Here is a 16,329-nt window from a genome sequence, read left to right on the forward strand (position 1 = left end):
CTATTTATTTTAGAGATATGCGGAAACAGCGTTCAGACTGTAACCATTGAACCTCTAACCTTTCTTTCTCATATTTTAGTAAATCCGCTATTTGATATATGTAATAACAGTAATCAACCTCTCCGCGCCGGATGTTCCTCAAAATGTTATTGATAAAGCTGCAATAATTCTGATACTGAGTTTTACCGTGATATGAACCATAAGAGGGAGTATCGGGGATTACCCTCATTCTGTCCTCTTGCGCGGGAATGACTGTTCGTTTAAGGTTTTCAAAATCAGATAGCCATTCTTCGTTCGTGTATTCTTTGGGCGGTCTATCGTTCAATCATAAGCACCTCCTTTCTTTGTTTGTAAATGTAGTCCCACCTCGCGGCGGTTTATTTATTCAATCCATAGCTATTGTAACACTTTACAAAAGTTTTGTCAATATGTTTTTTGCTATTTACATTAATTTTTTTTATTTTTTTGTAGAAGCCACAGAGGGAAGTCTGCGAACTCCGCCGGATTTTTGCATTATAAAGTAAATAGTATATATTAATATATATAATATATATATATATATATATATATATAAATTAAGACTATTCTTAAATGTTATATATAAATTAAGAATAGTCTTAAATTAATACATAGAAATTAAGAATAGTCTTAATTATTATACACTTTATTATATACTATTCATACATTAATGTATCTTTAGTATTAAAGTATATAATAAAGTACACCTTCCCTACCTGACGGTAGGGTATATTTTTAACCAACATTCGGATTATTTTTTGCATAAATTCGGAATAGTTTATCACGCAAATTTCGCGGGTTATCTGTTAAAACATAATCCGAAAAACCATATCAGCTAAATTCTGCGGGATAAGAAACCGTCTAAAATAGAGGGATTGTGATTACTGTTCTGATGTGGTTTTTATAGGTGGTTTTCGATAATCGAATTTTTTGGGCAGTAAACCCTCTATTTTCGCGGAGTAGCTATTAAGGAATGACTGTTTCGGTATGTATTGCAAAACGTCTATTTATGGTGACTTGTAATGAAAAATTTGATTTTTCGGTAAACCTCTATTTTTGAGGGATAGGATGGGGTTTGGTTAGTAGAAGAAATGTGGATAGAATGGGACACATAACACTCCTGACGGTAACGCTTTATCGCTTTACTATGTTAAAGCCCCCCTCTATTTTTGGGCTATTCCGGCGGTATCTTCATATTTGTGCATTTTATGAAGTTGATTTTTGACTATAAAACATTTATTTTATTGTGATATTATTCTATTTTAGCAATATACAATTTGTAATTCTGATTATATAACATTTTGTATAGTTTTAGATTTTTCGGGAAGGTGTAAAGTAAATTACTTTACATTGTTAAATTTTTAACAATCTTTTACAATATTTTATATTTGTTTACAATCTTTTACCGCTTTTTACATTGACAAAACTTTAACAATCTTTACCATCTCAATACATTGACAAAAAATTAACAATCTTTTGCATAACATTGTTATTAATTTAACAATCTTTTTAGCAGCAATAATATTTTAACATATTAAAGCGTTAAATCATAACCCGCGCGTTATATTGTTAATATTTTAACAATCTTTAGCATATAAATATATTTTAGCACTATACCATATTAAAATATTTATATCTAACCCGGCAGCCGTCCAGGAACTTATATCTGACTCCCGCGCTAAATATCCATATTATTCTAATATGCTTTTATTTTATTTGTATTGCGTTTTATTATTTGATTATATATTTATATTACTAATATATATTTAATATAAATACGCTTTGATGCTTGCACAAATAGAGCTATTTATATTTAGTTATACCGGCGCAATTATACCGATATAATAGAGTTGTGCATATTATACAATTACATTATACTTGCATTGTGCAATGTGACAAATCAATAATTTTTCAAAAAAATTTCAAAAAAAGTATTGACATAGTATTAATAGTATGTTATATTATAGGTACAGTAAATCACACAAAACATCTACACAAAAAATTATTAAAAAACTTTCAAAAAACTATTGACATACTATTAATAGTATGTTATAATTAAATCAAGATAAGAGAAGGGAGACAAACAAAAATGATTAAAACATTATTTACAATAGGCTTATATGATAAAGATACAGAAACACAAATCATAAAAGCCGGCGATGCTAAAAAGATTATAGCAAATACATTATTAAACCAGTATAATATTTTTGCATTTACAATGATGGATGCCGAAGGCGTTTACAAGATGGGCAGCACGGGCAATATTATTTTTGAGCCGTCCATCCGCGTAGAAATTGCAAGCGATGCCGATATTCCCGCCGCGCAAATTTGCGAGACGCTCAAAGAATTATTAAATCAAGAAACAATAATGACGGAGCGGGAGGAGGTCAATATTTCTTTCATCTAAAAGTAAATAGCACAAAACATATAAACAAATAACGCCGGCGCGATGCCGGTACTCCCGCAAAAATAGCAAGCCTTGACGCGGCGCGGGAGCTTATACAAACTAATTGCTATTAAATTATAGGAGGCTATTATGCAGGAATTAACAAGAAATTATTTTGATGCTTTAATTAGTATAGGGTACAAATATATTGTTACCCGTGACGGATGTTATTATTCAGAAATTCACGCCGGCAACGATGCCGAGGCAATAGAAAAATTTAATAATAGAGAATACTAAGGAGGTTATTACTATGTTAAATATTGATACTTTAAGAAATAAAGTTGAAACAAGGCAAGCCCGCAGCGCGTGGAGTCGCGGAGTTCGTGAGTATGCGCTTGAGCTTGTGGACGAATACGAGGAAGCCCGCAACTATAACGAACGCGATGCCCGCGATACTGCCGAGCTTAAAAAGTGGATGCTCAACGGCGCGAGCGACTGGGAACAATATTCTTGGGGAGGTTGCAGCCTGATTTATAACGGGGATATCGCAGAAAGACTCTGCACGCCGTCGGAGCTGAAAAAGACAAGAAACGGCGAACGCCGCCCGAACGCTCGGGAGGAATGGTTAGACACGCAAGCCCGCGCATTATATCAAGCCGCCGCCCGTGTGTGCTACGCCTTCCGCGAGATGATGGAAGAAACAACAAAATAAATATATACAAATGCAGAGCATACCGCGCGGGAGCGTGAGGAGGTGACAGACTCCCGCCGGTATAATGCAGCCAGGCGGAGCGTTGCAAGCCGCTGCCAAATTTCAAGGAGGTATTACTATGAAAAAATATACAATCTGGTGTGATGTCGTTTTTATGACATCGGAAGAAGTGGAAAACTATGCGCGAGATATCCGCGAGATTTGCGCGGAAATGGACGAGGAAACGCCGGAAGGCTATGCAATGGACGAACGCATCGCGGAAGATAATGCAATGCGCCTTGACGACGAGCGCGAAAATCTGGAAGGCATCGACCTGCCGGAGTCCATCCTCTGCGTTGCCGACATCGGAAGATGGAACGGGCGCGTCTGTGGTTATCGCGAATTTGATGACCTTGAAAGCTGCCTTTATTCAAACGTGGGCGAAATTTCATATTGTGAATGGTATGTTGACCAGTACGGAAATTTACGCGGAACAGAAGCCCATCACGACGGCACAAACGCCTATTTATACAGAATGTGGAAGCCCGGACTCTCTGACGGACAGAAGGAAAAATTGCTTTATAAAATCTACTGCGGAAAAGCAACAACGGCAGATATTAACCGCTATACGGTCAGACTCGGCGACTATATAGGCGCGGTTTACGGTTGGAAATTCCGCGGGACTGCTCCGGCGTGTGTAAGAGTATAACACGGAAAAATTGACAAGGAGGAAATAAATGGAAACTTTAAGAGTTTACGGAATGAAGAACGGCGCGGAGTCCTTATTATTCGCAAATCTTGCCGAACATCCAAACTGCATTGAAAATGCGAAAAGAACGGCAACGAAGAACGGCTACAAAATCAGCCGCGCGGTACGGATTGGCACACATCGTAATTGCTTTACTGATGAGGATGTCACGGAAAAATTCTTGACAGCCTAAAATAAATAGCACAAAACATAAACAAAAGAAATGAGGTATTTGAAATGGTTGGAAAAATTATTATCATTGCCGTCGGAATCGCTTATATCGTTTTTAACTGCATTGTCAGCAAGCGGATGTCGGCAAAGGAAATGGCGGGAAAGTTTATTGCCGGTCAGAATGTTGTCGGAAGAATCGCAACAAACATCTTTTATTCTCCGGCGTGGCTGCTAAAGGGTATCAAGTTTTTAGCGGTCAATCTCATTAAATAATTACATAGCTGTGCTATCGGCTTGACGGGCAAATTAAAACACAATTAAAGCGATTATATATTGACCGTTTTAATTATGGTTTAACGGAAAAATTCAAAGGAGTGAACGAAATGGCAAAGGGAATTAAATGTACAGTAATTTGCAATACAAAGTGGGGTTATTGTATGACTCCGCGCGAATGTAAGAGCATCAGAGAAGCCGTCCGATACGCGAAAGACCTGGGAATGGCTTATAGAGTATTTGTTGACGGAAAAGTTGTAAAATCAGGATGGTAAACAAGGAGGAATCACTATGTCATTAGCAGAACTTAAAAGACAGGCGCGAGCCGGCAAAATCAAATTTGAATTAACCGAACGCTTCGGCAAAACCGGTGATGAAATCCCTGATTTTTGTCGCGGAATCCGCGAGGTTGCAAGGGTCAATACAGTTGCAATTATTCTTGTGACCGCCGACGGAAAAGAAAGCGAGTTGAGGTTTAACGGCGCAAAGCTGGTTGAATATGATGGAAAATCTCTGACTATCTATGCCGCCGGAGAACGCGACGTAACACCGGAGGAACAGTCCGTACTTGACGGCGCACAGAAAATCCGTGACAGACATATGAAAGTAAATCCGTATGGTAACGGCGGATTTTGGGAGTGCAAACATTATTTTGCAAACAGCTCTTGTCCGTGGATGGCAGGATATGAAACGGTGCGCGGCAAACGCTATAACTATAACGGAAAAGTCGTTGACAATTCCGTAAGGGGTAGAGCTATTCTGCGCTATACAATCCATCAGGTTTAAGGAGGAAAATATGGCAAACAGAATCCCGCGACATATCACAGAAATGGACGTTGAATTTTTGACAGCAACATCCGCCGGAAATCCCGGTACAAAAATGAAAGCGAAAAAAGATGAATACGGCTGGCACGGCACAGATAAAAATGGAAAAAGTTGGTCATTATTTCCGTCACATCTCCGTTGCTCTGAGCTTTGCAGATTATCGAATATGAAATAATCAAGGAGGAAAATATGCTCGAACCCAGACAAAGAACGGCACTGGACGGCAAGGTTTGGTGGTGTGTGTTCGATACAGAGAAACAAAAGTATTCAACGCTTTTGTGTTTCGGAAAATACAAGAAAAAGCGCGATGCGGCATATGCAATTCAGAGAGCCGCAGAATAAGGAGAGGTGAGATTATGCCGCTGATTATTATTATCGGAATCCTCGCGGTTTGCGGAGCGGCGGGAGCTGCCGGCGCAGACCGACACAAACACTACACGCACAAAGACACGGAAAATATGCTAATCGAGATGACCGGCAAAAGCAAAAGAGAGTGCCGCAAAATCTTAAAACGATACGGCAGAAAATAAGACAAGGAGGGCAAAATGGATAGATGTATTCTAAAGAATAAGGACGTTGAGGCACTGTTCGCGTGGCGCGACAGGAATAAAGACCTTGTAAGGCGCGGCGCAAATCCGATGAAAGGCATCGAGGTCATTTTGCCCGACGTAAAATCAAGGGTCAAATATCTACGAACGGAAAATATATTAAACATCCATTATGTTGTGGCTAATGAATCATTCAATTATAAAATTGAAATCATTACAGGCAAATGGAAAATCGCAAAGCAGCCCGCCAAAGGTTTCGGCGCACAACAAACATTCATCGAGGATATTGTCGGAATGTATTTTGCGCTTATGGCTCTAATAGTCTATGGCGACGATGTGCAATATACAGAGCAGGAACTTGATATTATTGATAGCATCACAACGGAAAAATCGAAAGCAAAGCCCGCGCAAAAGCAAACACACATCAAGCGCGACAATGTGATTTATCTTTTCAACAAAGAGCCTTCGGGCAAACTGAGCGTAAAGCGGAAAGGCGAGAGACGTTCTCCGCGCGGTCAATTCAATGTGCGCGGACATTTCAGACACTTAAAGGGCGGTAAGGTCATTTGGATTGCCGAGTATAAAAAAGGAACAGGCACAAAGAAAAACAAAATATACAAGCTGTAAAGGAGCAGACAATGAAAAAATTAAAGCAGATTATAGACGGAGCATATAATGAGGGCAAAATCCCGCGAGGTTTGTCTCTGACGGATTTTCGCCTGTTAGAGAGTATCTATATTAACCTAACGGAAAAACGCTCATACGAGTTCATACAGGCGACTATACTGCCAATTCTTGACCGCTGCAAAATCAAATATAAGGTGCGCGGCATCGGTTGGATTGTCGGCGCATAACCCGCAAAATTTTTTCAAAAAACTATTGACATAATATTCATAGTATGTTATAATGGTTAGCGTAATGAGGGAGCGGAAATCCCCCTTGTATTTCAAAATCTAAAGTAAATAACACAAAACATTGCGGAGGTTGATTATGCTTTTAGAGTTCAAAACAAAGAGAAACACATACGGACATCGTAACTATCTGAGGATAGATACAGAGAAAAAAGAGTATTCAACGTTCTGCCGCCGGATTGTAGTTGACGGCGCGGAAATCAAGGCTACCGATATGAAGTCAATTTTAGCACAGGCAAAGGCGGACGGCTACACAGAGAACGATAATTATTAAAGAATAATACGACCTTAAAACGGGAGGTGGCAAAATGATTTGGAGCAGAAAAATTGAAGATATGATTTACCATATCTATTATATGCACGATTGCCAAAATCAAACAAAACAAATGGAAAAATTGAAATCAATCTGTATGAATGAAATCAATTCACATCCAGAATTAAAGCAAGCATTAACCGACGACAAAGCCATAGAATATTTCATTATTCAGATGGCGTTAGAAAACATAGCGTAAATAAAACAAGAATTTGATTGACATTAAGAGGTGATTATAATGACATCCCGCATTTTCGTAAGAAGATTAAACACAAAACACATATACATTTCTGAGCCGTTCAACATTGGCACAGAGGAAAATCGGGTTATTGTTTGCCCGATTGATAACGAAATCAAATATATAAAGACAGATGGCGGATATATCGTAAGTGGAGAGGGTTATATTGTTGATAACGACAACGATAAAATCTCTGCAACGAAGAAACGCCTCGGAACATTCAAAGACGTAACATATACGGAAAGCAGAACTGAGGACGAATTATTTTAAGGAGGTAAACAAAATGAAATTTAAGGAGTTTCAGGACAGGATTATGGCAGTTTATGCCGCGAAATTTCCTAAGAGTTTATGCACCTGCACGCTTATTAAAGGTTTCGGAAAATACATCATCATTGATTGTTACCTCGGTGCAGGTGATGACGAGTTCCCACACAGAATCGCGGAGAACGATGCAATTTACACAAAGTTGACAATCGACCTTCCGACGAGAAACTGGACGGAAGAAAACGAACTGCCGGACACGATGACCCTTGAGGCTATCAGAAATTCAATCAAGCACAAGCCGCCGCAGGATGAGTCATATCTTTATTGCAAGTACACAAAGGTTTCTTTCCGCAAGACAACAGGCGATGCCGAGAAGATAATCAAGGCGTTCACAAGGTTTGTTGACAGGCTTCACAATGAAATCTCCGAGCAGTATGCAAACGACAATCTGCTGCCGGACGATATGGAACTTTTTGCAAGAAAGTATGAGAGGTGCTAATATGTTAGTTTCTGTATATGACATCTGCTGCATCGTTGAACGAGAGGACAAGCAGATAATAAGATTAACCAGAGAGGACACGGGGCGCAAGTGTTTTGTCGGAGCAGCGACAGAAGTTAAGAAATCAAAATACTCTGACTATCGCGTGAGCAAAATCCGCGCGGATGGCGACAAACTCTGCATTAAGATTTACAAATTGTAAATAGCACAAAACATTCTAAAACGCCGAGAATCAAATGCAAGCGCATTTGTACTCGCATAAATAGCTTTATTTTTGCGAGAATTTGCCTGTATCGCATTTTCTCGGCAAGGAATATAAACATACTACCAACGGAAAAAATCGCGGCACGAGCCAAAATAAAGGAGTTTAGACTATGAAAAAGATTATTGCTATCACATTGATTATCATTATGGTTGTTTCTCTTGCAGCTTGCGGACAGGCAGAAACAACAGGAGCAACCGCAAAGAAAACAAACCTGACATTCACATTCAACGGCGCGGAACATACGGTATTGCCTTATTATCCCATCGAGGATAATTATGTAATGCAGATGGCAGACAAAGGATATAAAAAGTTTGATATTTACGATACAAAAACATTAACGGCGGAAATGCTAACCAACCGCACAAATCTTCAAAGGGCTATTGTCGAGCGTGTAATCGGAATTGTAACCAACAAGGAACGCAAAGGCGACGGCAGGATTCTCAACACGGATAGCGAGCAGTACAATTATATCAGTTATAACGGATGTGATTTAGAGTACACGACCGGCACAATAATCGTTACATATTTGATGTACAATCCAAACACAAACTACGAGGACGATATTATTGAGCGATACGATTATATCCTTGATAAAAAATTCGAGGATTAGTATTGACATAATATGAACAGTATATTATAATAACCATAGACGGAAAAATTGAGGTGATTATATGGCTTTACTTGCAGTCGTTTTAATTTTAATTGCTTGGGCGGTAATTGCTATTAGGGATGCTACTAAACCCACATTACCGCCGATAGATAACATTCAGGAGCATTGCAAAACAATTCAGCAGTTGCCGGACAAAAAGGCGCGGCAGAAATATCTTAAAAATTTATCCAAAAGAAAGTGAGGCACACTATGACATATATTGCTAAATTCTGGCGTAGTAATCCACAATTAAAAAATGGCGGGTATGAAACCACAAGAGAAATTGAGGCTACAAATGCTCAACAGGCACGAGCAAAAGCGCGGAAAATCAGTAACCAATGTTTGTATGGTTCTATGGATTTATTAAGTATATCCCGCGCGGAGGATTAAATATGGCGCAAAAACTATCAGACGAAGCGAGACAGCATAAAAACAAATACAATGCCGAGTATGTAAAGCAAACCAAAGGTGCAGCACAACGCAAATGGAACGAGGAAAACAAAGAAAGGAAAAAACAAAAATCTTTCTTTCTATGGTTGCCGCAAGACAAGGATATTCTTGACCATTTGGATGCTGTTGATAATGTTTCCGGCTATATAAAAGATTTGATTCGCGCAGATATTAATAGATAACCAAAATAGGGAACATTGATGTTGTGTGTTCAGCATAAATGTTCCCTAAACCATAGAAGGAAAATATCACGGCTTGCCGCGCAAGACGGGATTATAGTATTTATATAATATATATATATATATATAATTAAGACTATTCTTAATTTCTATGTAATATATGTAAGACTATTCTTAATTATATATATAATATTTAAGACTATTCTTAATTGTTATATATATGTAAGACTATTCTTAATTTCTATATATTAATTTAAGACTATTCTTAATTATTATACACTTTATTATATACTATTCATACATTAATTTATATTTAGTATTAAAGTATATAATAAAGTACACTTGCCCATCCGCAGTTTTGTAACCACAACAGAAAACTTTTGACGGATAGACAAGTGTTCTGTTGTTAAAGGATTATGTATAGCACGAATGATATTTGCAATTTAGCTCCTGCGGAACTAAATTGATTCTTCTAATAAAAAAAGATAGATTTGTTTAACACCGTTTCAAAAACCATAACACAAGATGTTCGATAAAAACAAGGTGGTAAACAACACACTATTATATACTTATATACTATTCACTATTATATACTGTTCAGTATATAATAGTGTTAATATAAATTAATACTATTCTTAATTTCTATGTATTAATTTAAGACTATTCTTAATTTATATACTCCTTTAAGACTATTCTTAATTATTATATATAACATTAAGACTATTCTTAATTTATATACACTCATTTAAGACTATTCTTAATTATATATATATATATATATATATATTATATAAGAGGATATTGGTGCGGCTTGCAGCCTTAATTTGTCTTGTTGGTTTACAGCATTGCCGGATTTTTCGCAACCAACAATCCAAATATCCTTCTTATGGTTAAATACCTTTTCTTTTTGCGAGATTTGACTTCTCCTGCACTTTTATCACTAAGTAATATCAATTCATTGCTAACATTAAAAATGCAATACAGACGATTCTGACGGATTTTAGAGATATATTAAATTTACGACTATATATCCCGCCATTTTCTCTTATGGTTTTATTTGCGTTCTGACGGACTTTTTATTCACTAATGTAATTTCATTCCTTTATTATAAAAACGCGATACAGAGCGATTCTCGCAATAACAGAGCTATTTCCTGTGGTTTCTTCATATCTAATGTAAATCACACAAAAAATTTTTCAAAAAGGTATTGACATACTATGAACATTATGTTATACTGGTTATTGTAATCAAGGTTTGGTTACAGAAATATAAAGGAGTGTATGTTATGAGAGATTTAACAGAGTACGTTGCAAGGCTATGGATATGTTGGATTCCATCGGCATTAAATATGGAAACATTATTGATTGCACTGTGAACACACGAGCACAAAAGCGTTGGGGTCAATGTAGAAAAGTTCCCGGCGGTTATACAATCAATATCAATGCTGTCCTTCTTGACGAGCAAAACAGCGAGGACGGTCTGATGAATACAATCTTGCACGAGCTGGCGCATAGCGTAGACGGATGTATGAACCACGGCGCAAATTGGAAAGCTGTTGCAAGCCGCATTTATTCAGCCTATGGTTATGAAATTAAAAGGACTGACAGCGCGGAGGATAAGGGAGTTATTGAATCCACAAGACAGATAGAATATAAGTATCAGTTCCGCTGTGAGAAATGCGGTAAAGTAATCGGCAGGGCAAGAGCGAGTAGGTTTACGCGCAATCCCGAAAGGTTTATCCATACCGGCTGCGGCGGACATTTTCAAAAAATCTAAAATAAATCTCACAAAACATATTGACAAGTTATAAAACTTGTGGTAGAATAGGTAACAGTAAAGGGCGGACATCCGCTCATAAATAAATCGGGTAAAATAAATATCACAAAACATTTTAGGAGGTTATCGCTATGACAGGATTAGAAAGAGCATATGACAACATTAATAAATTAGTTGAGTTTTGCAATTCAAAAGAAACAAACACAACCTTCGGTGAGAACGGCAAGATTATCCACCTCATCAAAGATACCGTCGGCAAGGCAACATACATCTATGGTGAGTATGGTTTCGACAAGGATTTCTTTGTTCATTTGGATAAGAAATTTGAGGTGGTTGCCATCGCTGCGGATAATGTGGTTTATATCGTTGACACTTATATGTTCAGCGACTATGAAATTACGAGGTCTGGCAAAGAATTACCAGATGGCGTGAGATGGCTTGGCGACTATTACAATGAACTCAATGAAAAACTCACAAACGAGTTCTTCCCGCGCTATTATGAAAACCTTGTTCCGACAGGCGTGGACAGCTATGAGGATTCAAGGCTTGAAGAACTTGCAAGGATTGAACTTCTCGGAAACGGCGAACCGCACAAAGGTCAGCTTGACAGGGATTCCAAAGTAACTGAATACGACATTGCGAAGCTCCTTGCCGGGTTTGAAAACGAACAGGAAATTTTCGCAGAATGTGTGAACAGAAGCGCAGGAATTTACAACAGCAGAAAGTCCCGCGAAGTTGCGACAGCAAGATATATCGCAGAACACGACGTTGTTAAGGATTACGAACTGAGAATTGCCGAGGCAATCAGGAACACCGAAGCGAAGAACGTTGTTGTGTGGTTTGAAAAGCACAACAAGCAGTCATCGGCAAAGATTTCTCCGCAGAACATTCAGAGAGTGTTAATCCGCAAGTTTGATTACTTCTCTACTTATGTATTTATGAACGGCGAAGAAGCAAAGAGAATGTTCTTTGAAATCGGCGCGACAGACAGAGGATGGGGAGAAAACCAGAACAGGCTGACAACAAAGGATATTGTCAAGATTATGTATCGCGGCAAAGCAATCTATCAGAGGGAGGAAGCATAATGGTAAACATTACTGAATATCAAAAATGTTCCTGCGGAGCAATCACGTTATATACGAATAACGGCGATGCTTATTCTTGCAAGCAGAAAAATCTCCGCAAGTTCTTCCCGAACATCGACCTCCGCAAAATCGAGAGGTTGCCGGAAAGTTACTGTTGCAATCATTGCGTAAACCATTTCGGACTTGACCTCTGCGGTTGCGGCTCTGGCGAAGAATTTGGAAAATGCGATGAGGGCTATCCCGAATGTAAACAGCCTATGCAGGTCGTTGGAAAATATACCCGCGTTTGCGCTGCTGATGCTTGGATATGAGGTGTGAAATGAACGACATTGTAAGTTTACAGGAAATTCTGCGGATAGAGCAATCAATATCTGAATTGCTCAAATCCGCGCGGGATGACATCATAAAAGAGACTGAAACCACGGAAATCGAGGGCGTAAAAAAGATAAATGATTTCTGTTGTGTGGTTAAATTATCCAAACTCAGAAACAATATTTGGTCAGCGGAATATTATCTGCCGCACGTTCAGGCATCATATGTCAAAACGGCACTTGCAAGTGTTAAAACTGCCGCAGCGTTCGTGGAAAAAGTCGCGGATATGGTAGAGAATAGGCGCGTGAAAATCGGAAAGAATGTGTACTATCTGAACGACACGACAGTTGGTATTCTTATGCGACACTATAAGGGCTTAACGGAGGAATTGTAATGTCAGAGATTACATCCGGCAGATATGTTTCAACGGAATATTACGAAGATTTCAGCACTGGAAAAGCATATACAACATCACAGGGAACGCCGCTTTTGAAATATCAAGTAGTCATTGATGTTAAGGTAACGGAAAAATCGTATATCTTTAATTTGGTTGACTTCATCGAAAATCACGGATATGCGCCGCAGATTGCCGATATGTTCAGAGATAACAAGCGCGTTGCTATTAGGCGCGATAAGCCGAGCAAACACGCTATTCATACTTGGTCGGGCAATTCATTTACGTTATATCCTTATCGGGTTGGCGTTCCCTATGTTTTCAACAAGGAGGAATAACTATGGTCTATAACTGTTTTGGATATTTTGAACTCTGCGATAAATTGTTTTTGGGCGTTCCATTGACGAATGACCATATGAACGAAGCAACGAAACAAATTTGTTCGTATATCCTTAAAACCGGCGGAGCAAAAAATATGCTAAAGCTCGGCGTTGGAATCCACACAAGAAGGCTTAGTGAATCGGATAAAATCATAAGACAGCGGTTAGTCTATACGAAGGGTAGTCGCGCGGGTCAGGAGTTAGAAATACACGAAATAAAAAAACTGGGACACTTCCTGCGCGATGGAAATTATGCCGACTATTACAAGAGAGAAGATATGAAGTAGATTGGAAGTGATAACCTTGCCATTTAATAAAAGCGACGAATACATTTCTGTGATTTGTCAGGATTGCGGAAAATCTTTTATGATTGACAAAAGCTATACAAATGTAATTAAGCGTTGCCCGATATGCCAAAGTAGGGCAAACAAAAATCAAAACAGAACTTGCGGATGCTGCGGACGGAAATTCCCGATGGATAGGCTGAAATATGTTTCAAAAGAAAAATCTCGCACATCGTATCTTTGTTATGAATGTTTTGGCGACTTTACAAAAAGCGACCATCGTTTGATTAAGTGGGCAGTTGAAAACATAATAAAGAAATACTGTAAACAGAGCGGAAAATCTTTTGAAAACGACATTGAAGGATATATAACTCTTTCAAGCGGAACGAAGGAAATCGAATCCGTCGAATACATTGATTATTTCTTTTGTCAAATGTTGGTGTATCAAGGGAAAAATGCGGTCAGGCAATTCGTGGAAAATTATACATACAATCCGGCGCAAAAGAAGCAGCCGGTCTAAGGAGAAATTATGAAATTCAAACTCTCAGCTAAAGACTTCAAAAACATTATCGAGCGCGTAGCCGTTGTTGCTGCGAAGAAATCACCTCTGCCCATACTTGAATGTGTGCAGATTATTGCTAACGATGACACTGTTATGTTCCGAACGACAGACCTTGAGGCGTATGTAACCATCACGGCGAACACTGAGGTAATCGAGAATGGAACTGCTATTGTCGAACTCAGCAGCATTAAGAAACTGTACACAGTCAGCGGCGATGTTACATTCGAGCGGGACGGCATAAAATTCAGCGCATCCAACGGAAAGAAAAAGAATGAGATACCTTGTTATCCCGAATCTCAGAATGAACTTATGCCCGAGTTTCCGAATAATCCTCCGCGCGAATCCGCGATTATGACCGTGCCGGACAAAGCAGACTTCATTAAGGTTTTGGAAAATCTCGCGCCTTGCTTGAGTCCTGACCCCGCAAGAGTTATTTACACGGGATATAACATCAACAGCGGCAAGTATGGAATTATCGCAATAGACGGTTATCACGCATTGAGTTTCTTAAACCCGTGGTGCGAACAGGGAAGGACATTCGACACTGTAATTCCCGGCTATACATACAAAATGTTGAAGAAAGTTTCCAATATCAAAGCAGAAACAAATTCGTTGGAACTTTACTATGAGGACGGCGGCAAATATATCTTTTATGTTGGCTACGATTATGTCCTCGCAACGAAGGTTATTGATGGAAACTTCTGCGTTTTTGCGCGGATTGTCGATGGCGACGGCAGTTATAAACACTCATTCAGCTTCAGCGCGGACTCTGCGGGATTGTGTGCTATTGCAAAGGAATATGCTGCGGTTTCAAAGGATAAAACGCATATTCATTGTATTGAGCTTAACGGAAAACTTGCGACGACCACGAGGACGTTTGATTTCCGAACGGCAGGTTGTGTGGATATTTTGGGCGGGAATTTGCCCGAAGGATTCCATATTCTGTTGGATTCCAAATATCTGTATGATATTATGAAAACTTTCAATGGCACAGATATTACCATTGAGTGCGGAACAGAGATTACTCCGTGGAAATTTTACAACGACAATTATGTTGGATTGGTCGCGCCGGGCAGGATGGAAGGCGACGTAAAAGATGATGCAGAATCGTATGTGAGGAACGCTTTTGCATAAATGGCTTTCTTTTCGATTTAAGCGTGTCCTACGCGCGGTTTTTGCGGAGAAAAAAAGTTAGGAATGATATTATATTCCTAAATAGTTTGTCCGTTTTTAGTGGGTTTTATGGGGGGGGGAAAACTAAATGAAAACATACATCCATTATGGCTCAAAACAATTCGACAAAGAGCGTTTTACACCAATTCAAAATTGTTATCCGCGAAATAAGCCTATTGGCGGGTTATGGGCTTCCGAAGTTGGTGCTCGATACAGTTGGAAACGATGGTGTGAAGGTGAGAATTACCGTACCGACCATTACAGAGCGGATAATTATTTCAAATTCACGATTGCAGAAAATGCAAAAATCCTTACTCTACTATGTGCAGATGATGTAAAAGCTATGCCAATGCTCGGCAAAGCTGGAATCGTTGATTATAAACCTGATTTTGAAGAAATAATGTCTTTGGGTTATGACGCTATTGATTATCGTCTGAGCGATGAAGTTGGAGCATTTGCATTTGATAGCCTGTATTGGTGTCTGTACGGCTGGGATTGTGATAGCATTTTGATACTAAACAAAGATATTGTTATACCAATTACGGAGGAATAAACTATGGAAAATTTTATAGGAATAGCTACTTGTTTCCTCTTTGGTGGAATAATTACAGGGGCATATATTATATTCCGCTTATTGATTGAATTAATACTTGATAAAATCAGTTTTTTGGAATCAAAATGGCTATTAATCACATTGATTGTGATGTTTGGGTTATTTTTGCTTGTACTTTTAACAATACTATGTGGTGTAATAATCACTTTTGTATTTAATGCAGGAGGATAAAATGAAAGATTCAAGAAAGAAATCACATAGACACGATAAAGCTGTAAAGGCTGCGTATAACCTTCTTGTGAGTTATCGGAAACTTATGGAAGAAAAAGGTTAAGACGAATACGCGGCTGAAATTGAATCGGCATATAAAGATTTATGGTGT

General features: G+C 38.6%; 33 protein-coding genes. 32 read left to right on the top strand and 1 reads right to left on the bottom strand.

The window, feature by feature from the left end; genetic code table 11:
* Nucleotides 1-4 precede the first annotated feature (4 nt).
* A complete protein-coding gene (locus BLP46_RS00760) occupies nucleotides 5-325 on the bottom strand; it encodes a hypothetical protein (RefSeq protein ID WP_092974114.1) in 321 nt (106 codons plus the stop codon).
* Nucleotides 326-2,107: 1,782 nt separating this feature from the next.
* On the opposite strand from BLP46_RS00760, the gene BLP46_RS00765 reads away from it, so the two are divergent.
* The 32 genes from BLP46_RS00765 to BLP46_RS00900 all read left to right on the top strand — a co-directional run bounded on the left by BLP46_RS00765 (nucleotide 2,108) and on the right by BLP46_RS00900 (nucleotide 16,178).
* Nucleotides 2,108-2,425 carry a hypothetical protein gene (locus BLP46_RS00765; RefSeq protein WP_092974117.1) on the top strand — a complete coding sequence of 106 codons (318 nt, stop codon included), beginning with the start codon at nucleotides 2,108-2,110 and terminating at the stop codon, nucleotides 2,423-2,425.
* A 129-nt stretch (nucleotides 2,426-2,554) separates the two neighbouring features.
* On the top strand, nucleotides 2,555-2,701 hold the full coding sequence (locus tag BLP46_RS12880; protein WP_167669128.1) for a hypothetical protein: 147 nt from the start codon (nucleotides 2,555-2,557) through the stop codon (nucleotides 2,699-2,701).
* A gap of 13 nt (nucleotides 2,702-2,714) precedes the next feature.
* Nucleotides 2,715-3,116 carry a hypothetical protein gene (locus BLP46_RS00770; RefSeq protein WP_092974120.1) on the top strand — a complete coding sequence of 134 codons (402 nt, stop codon included), beginning with the start codon at nucleotides 2,715-2,717 and terminating at the stop codon, nucleotides 3,114-3,116.
* A gap of 118 nt (nucleotides 3,117-3,234) precedes the next feature.
* Nucleotides 3,235-3,804, top strand: coding sequence for a hypothetical protein (locus BLP46_RS00775; protein ID WP_318259387.1), 570 nt, complete (start codon nucleotides 3,235-3,237; stop codon nucleotides 3,802-3,804).
* 28 nt (nucleotides 3,805-3,832) lie between these two features.
* On the top strand, nucleotides 3,833-4,036 hold the full coding sequence (locus tag BLP46_RS00780; protein WP_092974123.1) for a hypothetical protein: 204 nt from the start codon (nucleotides 3,833-3,835) through the stop codon (nucleotides 4,034-4,036).
* A 44-nt stretch (nucleotides 4,037-4,080) separates the two neighbouring features.
* Nucleotides 4,081-4,287, top strand: coding sequence for a hypothetical protein (locus BLP46_RS00785; protein ID WP_092974126.1), 207 nt, complete (start codon nucleotides 4,081-4,083; stop codon nucleotides 4,285-4,287).
* Between the two features lie 110 nt (nucleotides 4,288-4,397).
* On the top strand, nucleotides 4,398-4,562 hold the full coding sequence (locus BLP46_RS12885) for a hypothetical protein (protein ID WP_167669129.1): 165 nt from the start codon (nucleotides 4,398-4,400) through the stop codon (nucleotides 4,560-4,562).
* A gap of 16 nt (nucleotides 4,563-4,578) precedes the next feature.
* Entirely contained in the window at nucleotides 4,579-5,073 is a 495-nt protein-coding gene (locus BLP46_RS00790; protein WP_092974129.1) for a hypothetical protein, read from the top strand.
* 10 nt (nucleotides 5,074-5,083) lie between these two features.
* The gene (locus BLP46_RS00795; protein ID WP_092974131.1) at nucleotides 5,084-5,287 is read left to right on the top strand and encodes a hypothetical protein; all 204 of its coding nucleotides are present in this window, start codon (nucleotides 5,084-5,086) and stop codon (nucleotides 5,285-5,287) included.
* A gap of 14 nt (nucleotides 5,288-5,301) precedes the next feature.
* Nucleotides 5,302-5,454, top strand: a complete 153-nt coding sequence (locus BLP46_RS12890; protein WP_167669130.1) for a hypothetical protein — start codon at nucleotides 5,302-5,304, stop codon at nucleotides 5,452-5,454.
* 14 nt (nucleotides 5,455-5,468) lie between these two features.
* Complete coding sequence (locus tag BLP46_RS12895; protein ID WP_167669131.1) at nucleotides 5,469-5,642, top strand: hypothetical protein; 174 nt, start codon at nucleotides 5,469-5,471, stop codon at nucleotides 5,640-5,642.
* 15 nt (nucleotides 5,643-5,657) lie between these two features.
* The gene (locus BLP46_RS00800) at nucleotides 5,658-6,287 is read left to right on the top strand and encodes a hypothetical protein (protein ID WP_092974134.1); all 630 of its coding nucleotides are present in this window, start codon (nucleotides 5,658-5,660) and stop codon (nucleotides 6,285-6,287) included.
* Between the two features lie 11 nt (nucleotides 6,288-6,298).
* Nucleotides 6,299-6,514 carry a hypothetical protein gene (locus tag BLP46_RS00805; protein WP_092974137.1) on the top strand — a complete coding sequence of 72 codons (216 nt, stop codon included), beginning with the start codon at nucleotides 6,299-6,301 and terminating at the stop codon, nucleotides 6,512-6,514.
* A 136-nt stretch (nucleotides 6,515-6,650) separates the two neighbouring features.
* Nucleotides 6,651-6,845: a hypothetical protein gene (locus BLP46_RS00810; protein ID WP_092974140.1), complete on the top strand. Its 195-nt coding sequence runs from the start codon at nucleotides 6,651-6,653 to the stop codon at nucleotides 6,843-6,845.
* 34 nt (nucleotides 6,846-6,879) lie between these two features.
* Entirely contained in the window at nucleotides 6,880-7,083 is a 204-nt protein-coding gene (locus BLP46_RS00815; protein ID WP_092974143.1) for a hypothetical protein, read from the top strand.
* A gap of 39 nt (nucleotides 7,084-7,122) precedes the next feature.
* The gene (locus BLP46_RS00820; RefSeq protein ID WP_092974146.1) at nucleotides 7,123-7,392 is read left to right on the top strand and encodes a hypothetical protein; all 270 of its coding nucleotides are present in this window, start codon (nucleotides 7,123-7,125) and stop codon (nucleotides 7,390-7,392) included.
* Between the two features lie 13 nt (nucleotides 7,393-7,405).
* On the top strand, nucleotides 7,406-7,885 hold the full coding sequence (locus BLP46_RS00825; protein ID WP_092974149.1) for a hypothetical protein: 480 nt from the start codon (nucleotides 7,406-7,408) through the stop codon (nucleotides 7,883-7,885).
* 1 nt (nucleotide 7,886) lies between these two features.
* Nucleotides 7,887-8,087, top strand: coding sequence for a hypothetical protein (locus BLP46_RS00830; RefSeq protein ID WP_092974152.1), 201 nt, complete (start codon nucleotides 7,887-7,889; stop codon nucleotides 8,085-8,087).
* Between the two features lie 172 nt (nucleotides 8,088-8,259).
* Complete coding sequence (locus BLP46_RS00835) at nucleotides 8,260-8,760, top strand: hypothetical protein (RefSeq protein WP_092974155.1); 501 nt, start codon at nucleotides 8,260-8,262, stop codon at nucleotides 8,758-8,760.
* 61 nt (nucleotides 8,761-8,821) lie between these two features.
* Nucleotides 8,822-9,001, top strand: coding sequence for a hypothetical protein (locus BLP46_RS00840; RefSeq protein WP_092974158.1), 180 nt, complete (start codon nucleotides 8,822-8,824; stop codon nucleotides 8,999-9,001).
* 8 nt (nucleotides 9,002-9,009) lie between these two features.
* Nucleotides 9,010-9,189, top strand: a complete 180-nt coding sequence (locus BLP46_RS00845; protein ID WP_092974161.1) for a hypothetical protein — start codon at nucleotides 9,010-9,012, stop codon at nucleotides 9,187-9,189.
* Between the two features lie 2 nt (nucleotides 9,190-9,191).
* A complete protein-coding gene (locus tag BLP46_RS00850) occupies nucleotides 9,192-9,431 on the top strand; it encodes a hypothetical protein (RefSeq protein ID WP_092974164.1) in 240 nt (79 codons plus the stop codon).
* Nucleotides 9,432-10,745: 1,314 nt separating this feature from the next.
* Nucleotides 10,746-11,204, top strand: coding sequence for a SprT-like domain-containing protein (locus BLP46_RS00855; RefSeq protein ID WP_092974167.1), 459 nt, complete (start codon nucleotides 10,746-10,748; stop codon nucleotides 11,202-11,204).
* 131 nt (nucleotides 11,205-11,335) lie between these two features.
* On the top strand, nucleotides 11,336-12,289 hold the full coding sequence (locus tag BLP46_RS00860) for a hypothetical protein (RefSeq protein ID WP_092974170.1): 954 nt from the start codon (nucleotides 11,336-11,338) through the stop codon (nucleotides 12,287-12,289).
* A complete protein-coding gene (locus BLP46_RS00865) occupies nucleotides 12,289-12,600 on the top strand; it encodes a hypothetical protein (RefSeq protein WP_092974173.1) in 312 nt (103 codons plus the stop codon). The genes BLP46_RS00860 and BLP46_RS00865 overlap by 1 nt, the downstream gene beginning before the upstream one ends.
* 8 nt (nucleotides 12,601-12,608) lie before the next feature.
* The gene (locus BLP46_RS00870; protein WP_092974176.1) at nucleotides 12,609-12,995 is read left to right on the top strand and encodes a hypothetical protein; all 387 of its coding nucleotides are present in this window, start codon (nucleotides 12,609-12,611) and stop codon (nucleotides 12,993-12,995) included.
* On the top strand, nucleotides 12,995-13,333 hold the full coding sequence (locus BLP46_RS00875) for a hypothetical protein (protein ID WP_092974179.1): 339 nt from the start codon (nucleotides 12,995-12,997) through the stop codon (nucleotides 13,331-13,333). Before BLP46_RS00870 ends, BLP46_RS00875 begins: the two co-directional genes overlap by 1 nt.
* Before the next feature lie 2 nt (nucleotides 13,334-13,335).
* A complete protein-coding gene (locus BLP46_RS00880) occupies nucleotides 13,336-13,662 on the top strand; it encodes a hypothetical protein (protein WP_092974182.1) in 327 nt (108 codons plus the stop codon).
* Between the two features lie 16 nt (nucleotides 13,663-13,678).
* Nucleotides 13,679-14,179, top strand: coding sequence for a hypothetical protein (locus BLP46_RS00885; RefSeq protein WP_092974185.1), 501 nt, complete (start codon nucleotides 13,679-13,681; stop codon nucleotides 14,177-14,179).
* 9 nt (nucleotides 14,180-14,188) lie between these two features.
* Nucleotides 14,189-15,355, top strand: coding sequence for a DNA polymerase III subunit beta (locus BLP46_RS00890; protein ID WP_092974188.1), 1,167 nt, complete (start codon nucleotides 14,189-14,191; stop codon nucleotides 15,353-15,355).
* Between the two features lie 127 nt (nucleotides 15,356-15,482).
* Nucleotides 15,483-15,947, top strand: coding sequence for a hypothetical protein (locus BLP46_RS00895; RefSeq protein WP_092974191.1), 465 nt, complete (start codon nucleotides 15,483-15,485; stop codon nucleotides 15,945-15,947).
* A 3-nt stretch (nucleotides 15,948-15,950) separates the two neighbouring features.
* Complete coding sequence (locus BLP46_RS00900; RefSeq protein ID WP_092974194.1) at nucleotides 15,951-16,178, top strand: hypothetical protein; 228 nt, start codon at nucleotides 15,951-15,953, stop codon at nucleotides 16,176-16,178.
* Nucleotides 16,179-16,329: the final 151 nt, after the last annotated feature.

Origin of the sequence: Ruminococcus sp. YE282 (assembly GCA_900101355.1) — a bacterium.
In the GTDB taxonomy this organism is placed as follows: Bacteria; Bacillota; Clostridia; order Oscillospirales; family Acutalibacteraceae; genus Ruminococcoides; species Ruminococcoides bromii_A.

Excerpts from the sequence above, each read along its gene's own strand:
- BLP46_RS00805 (WP_092974137.1), top strand. The coding sequence starts at position 6,299 with ATGAAAAAATTAAAGCAGATTATAGACGGAGCATATAATGAGGGCAAA.
- BLP46_RS00820 (WP_092974146.1), top strand. The coding sequence starts at position 7,123 with ATGACATCCCGCATTTTCGTAAGAAGATTAAACACAAAACACATATAC.
- BLP46_RS00770 (WP_092974120.1), top strand. The coding sequence starts at position 2,715 with ATGTTAAATATTGATACTTTAAGAAATAAAGTTGAAACAAGGCAAGCC.
- BLP46_RS00810 (WP_092974140.1), top strand. The coding sequence starts at position 6,651 with ATGCTTTTAGAGTTCAAAACAAAGAGAAACACATACGGACATCGTAAC.
- BLP46_RS00785 (WP_092974126.1), top strand. The coding sequence starts at position 4,081 with ATGGTTGGAAAAATTATTATCATTGCCGTCGGAATCGCTTATATCGTT.
- BLP46_RS12880 (WP_167669128.1), top strand. The coding sequence starts at position 2,555 with ATGCAGGAATTAACAAGAAATTATTTTGATGCTTTAATTAGTATAGGG.
- BLP46_RS00875 (WP_092974179.1), top strand. The coding sequence starts at position 12,995 with ATGTCAGAGATTACATCCGGCAGATATGTTTCAACGGAATATTACGAA.
- BLP46_RS00830 (WP_092974152.1), top strand. The coding sequence starts at position 7,887 with ATGTTAGTTTCTGTATATGACATCTGCTGCATCGTTGAACGAGAGGAC.
- BLP46_RS00860 (WP_092974170.1), top strand. The coding sequence starts at position 11,336 with ATGACAGGATTAGAAAGAGCATATGACAACATTAATAAATTAGTTGAG.
- BLP46_RS00895 (WP_092974191.1), top strand. The coding sequence starts at position 15,483 with ATGAAAACATACATCCATTATGGCTCAAAACAATTCGACAAAGAGCGT.
- BLP46_RS00800 (WP_092974134.1), top strand. The coding sequence starts at position 5,658 with ATGGATAGATGTATTCTAAAGAATAAGGACGTTGAGGCACTGTTCGCG.
- BLP46_RS00870 (WP_092974176.1), top strand. The coding sequence starts at position 12,609 with ATGAACGACATTGTAAGTTTACAGGAAATTCTGCGGATAGAGCAATCA.
- BLP46_RS00840 (WP_092974158.1), top strand. The coding sequence starts at position 8,822 with ATGGCTTTACTTGCAGTCGTTTTAATTTTAATTGCTTGGGCGGTAATT.
- BLP46_RS00775 (WP_318259387.1), top strand. The coding sequence starts at position 3,235 with ATGAAAAAATATACAATCTGGTGTGATGTCGTTTTTATGACATCGGAA.
- BLP46_RS12885 (WP_167669129.1), top strand. The coding sequence starts at position 4,398 with ATGGCAAAGGGAATTAAATGTACAGTAATTTGCAATACAAAGTGGGGT.
- BLP46_RS00845 (WP_092974161.1), top strand. The coding sequence starts at position 9,010 with ATGACATATATTGCTAAATTCTGGCGTAGTAATCCACAATTAAAAAAT.
- BLP46_RS00790 (WP_092974129.1), top strand. The coding sequence starts at position 4,579 with ATGTCATTAGCAGAACTTAAAAGACAGGCGCGAGCCGGCAAAATCAAA.
- BLP46_RS00850 (WP_092974164.1), top strand. The coding sequence starts at position 9,192 with ATGGCGCAAAAACTATCAGACGAAGCGAGACAGCATAAAAACAAATAC.
- BLP46_RS00780 (WP_092974123.1), top strand. The coding sequence starts at position 3,833 with ATGGAAACTTTAAGAGTTTACGGAATGAAGAACGGCGCGGAGTCCTTA.
- BLP46_RS00855 (WP_092974167.1), top strand. The coding sequence starts at position 10,746 with ATGGATATGTTGGATTCCATCGGCATTAAATATGGAAACATTATTGAT.
- BLP46_RS00835 (WP_092974155.1), top strand. The coding sequence starts at position 8,260 with ATGAAAAAGATTATTGCTATCACATTGATTATCATTATGGTTGTTTCT.
- BLP46_RS00880 (WP_092974182.1), top strand. The coding sequence starts at position 13,336 with ATGGTCTATAACTGTTTTGGATATTTTGAACTCTGCGATAAATTGTTT.
- BLP46_RS12895 (WP_167669131.1), top strand. The coding sequence starts at position 5,469 with ATGCCGCTGATTATTATTATCGGAATCCTCGCGGTTTGCGGAGCGGCG.
- BLP46_RS00765 (WP_092974117.1), top strand. The coding sequence starts at position 2,108 with ATGATTAAAACATTATTTACAATAGGCTTATATGATAAAGATACAGAA.
- BLP46_RS00865 (WP_092974173.1), top strand. The coding sequence starts at position 12,289 with ATGGTAAACATTACTGAATATCAAAAATGTTCCTGCGGAGCAATCACG.
- BLP46_RS00890 (WP_092974188.1), top strand. The coding sequence starts at position 14,189 with ATGAAATTCAAACTCTCAGCTAAAGACTTCAAAAACATTATCGAGCGC.
- BLP46_RS12890 (WP_167669130.1), top strand. The coding sequence starts at position 5,302 with ATGCTCGAACCCAGACAAAGAACGGCACTGGACGGCAAGGTTTGGTGG.
- BLP46_RS00825 (WP_092974149.1), top strand. The coding sequence starts at position 7,406 with ATGAAATTTAAGGAGTTTCAGGACAGGATTATGGCAGTTTATGCCGCG.
- BLP46_RS00815 (WP_092974143.1), top strand. The coding sequence starts at position 6,880 with ATGATTTGGAGCAGAAAAATTGAAGATATGATTTACCATATCTATTAT.
- BLP46_RS00900 (WP_092974194.1), top strand. The coding sequence starts at position 15,951 with ATGGAAAATTTTATAGGAATAGCTACTTGTTTCCTCTTTGGTGGAATA.
- BLP46_RS00795 (WP_092974131.1), top strand. The coding sequence starts at position 5,084 with ATGGCAAACAGAATCCCGCGACATATCACAGAAATGGACGTTGAATTT.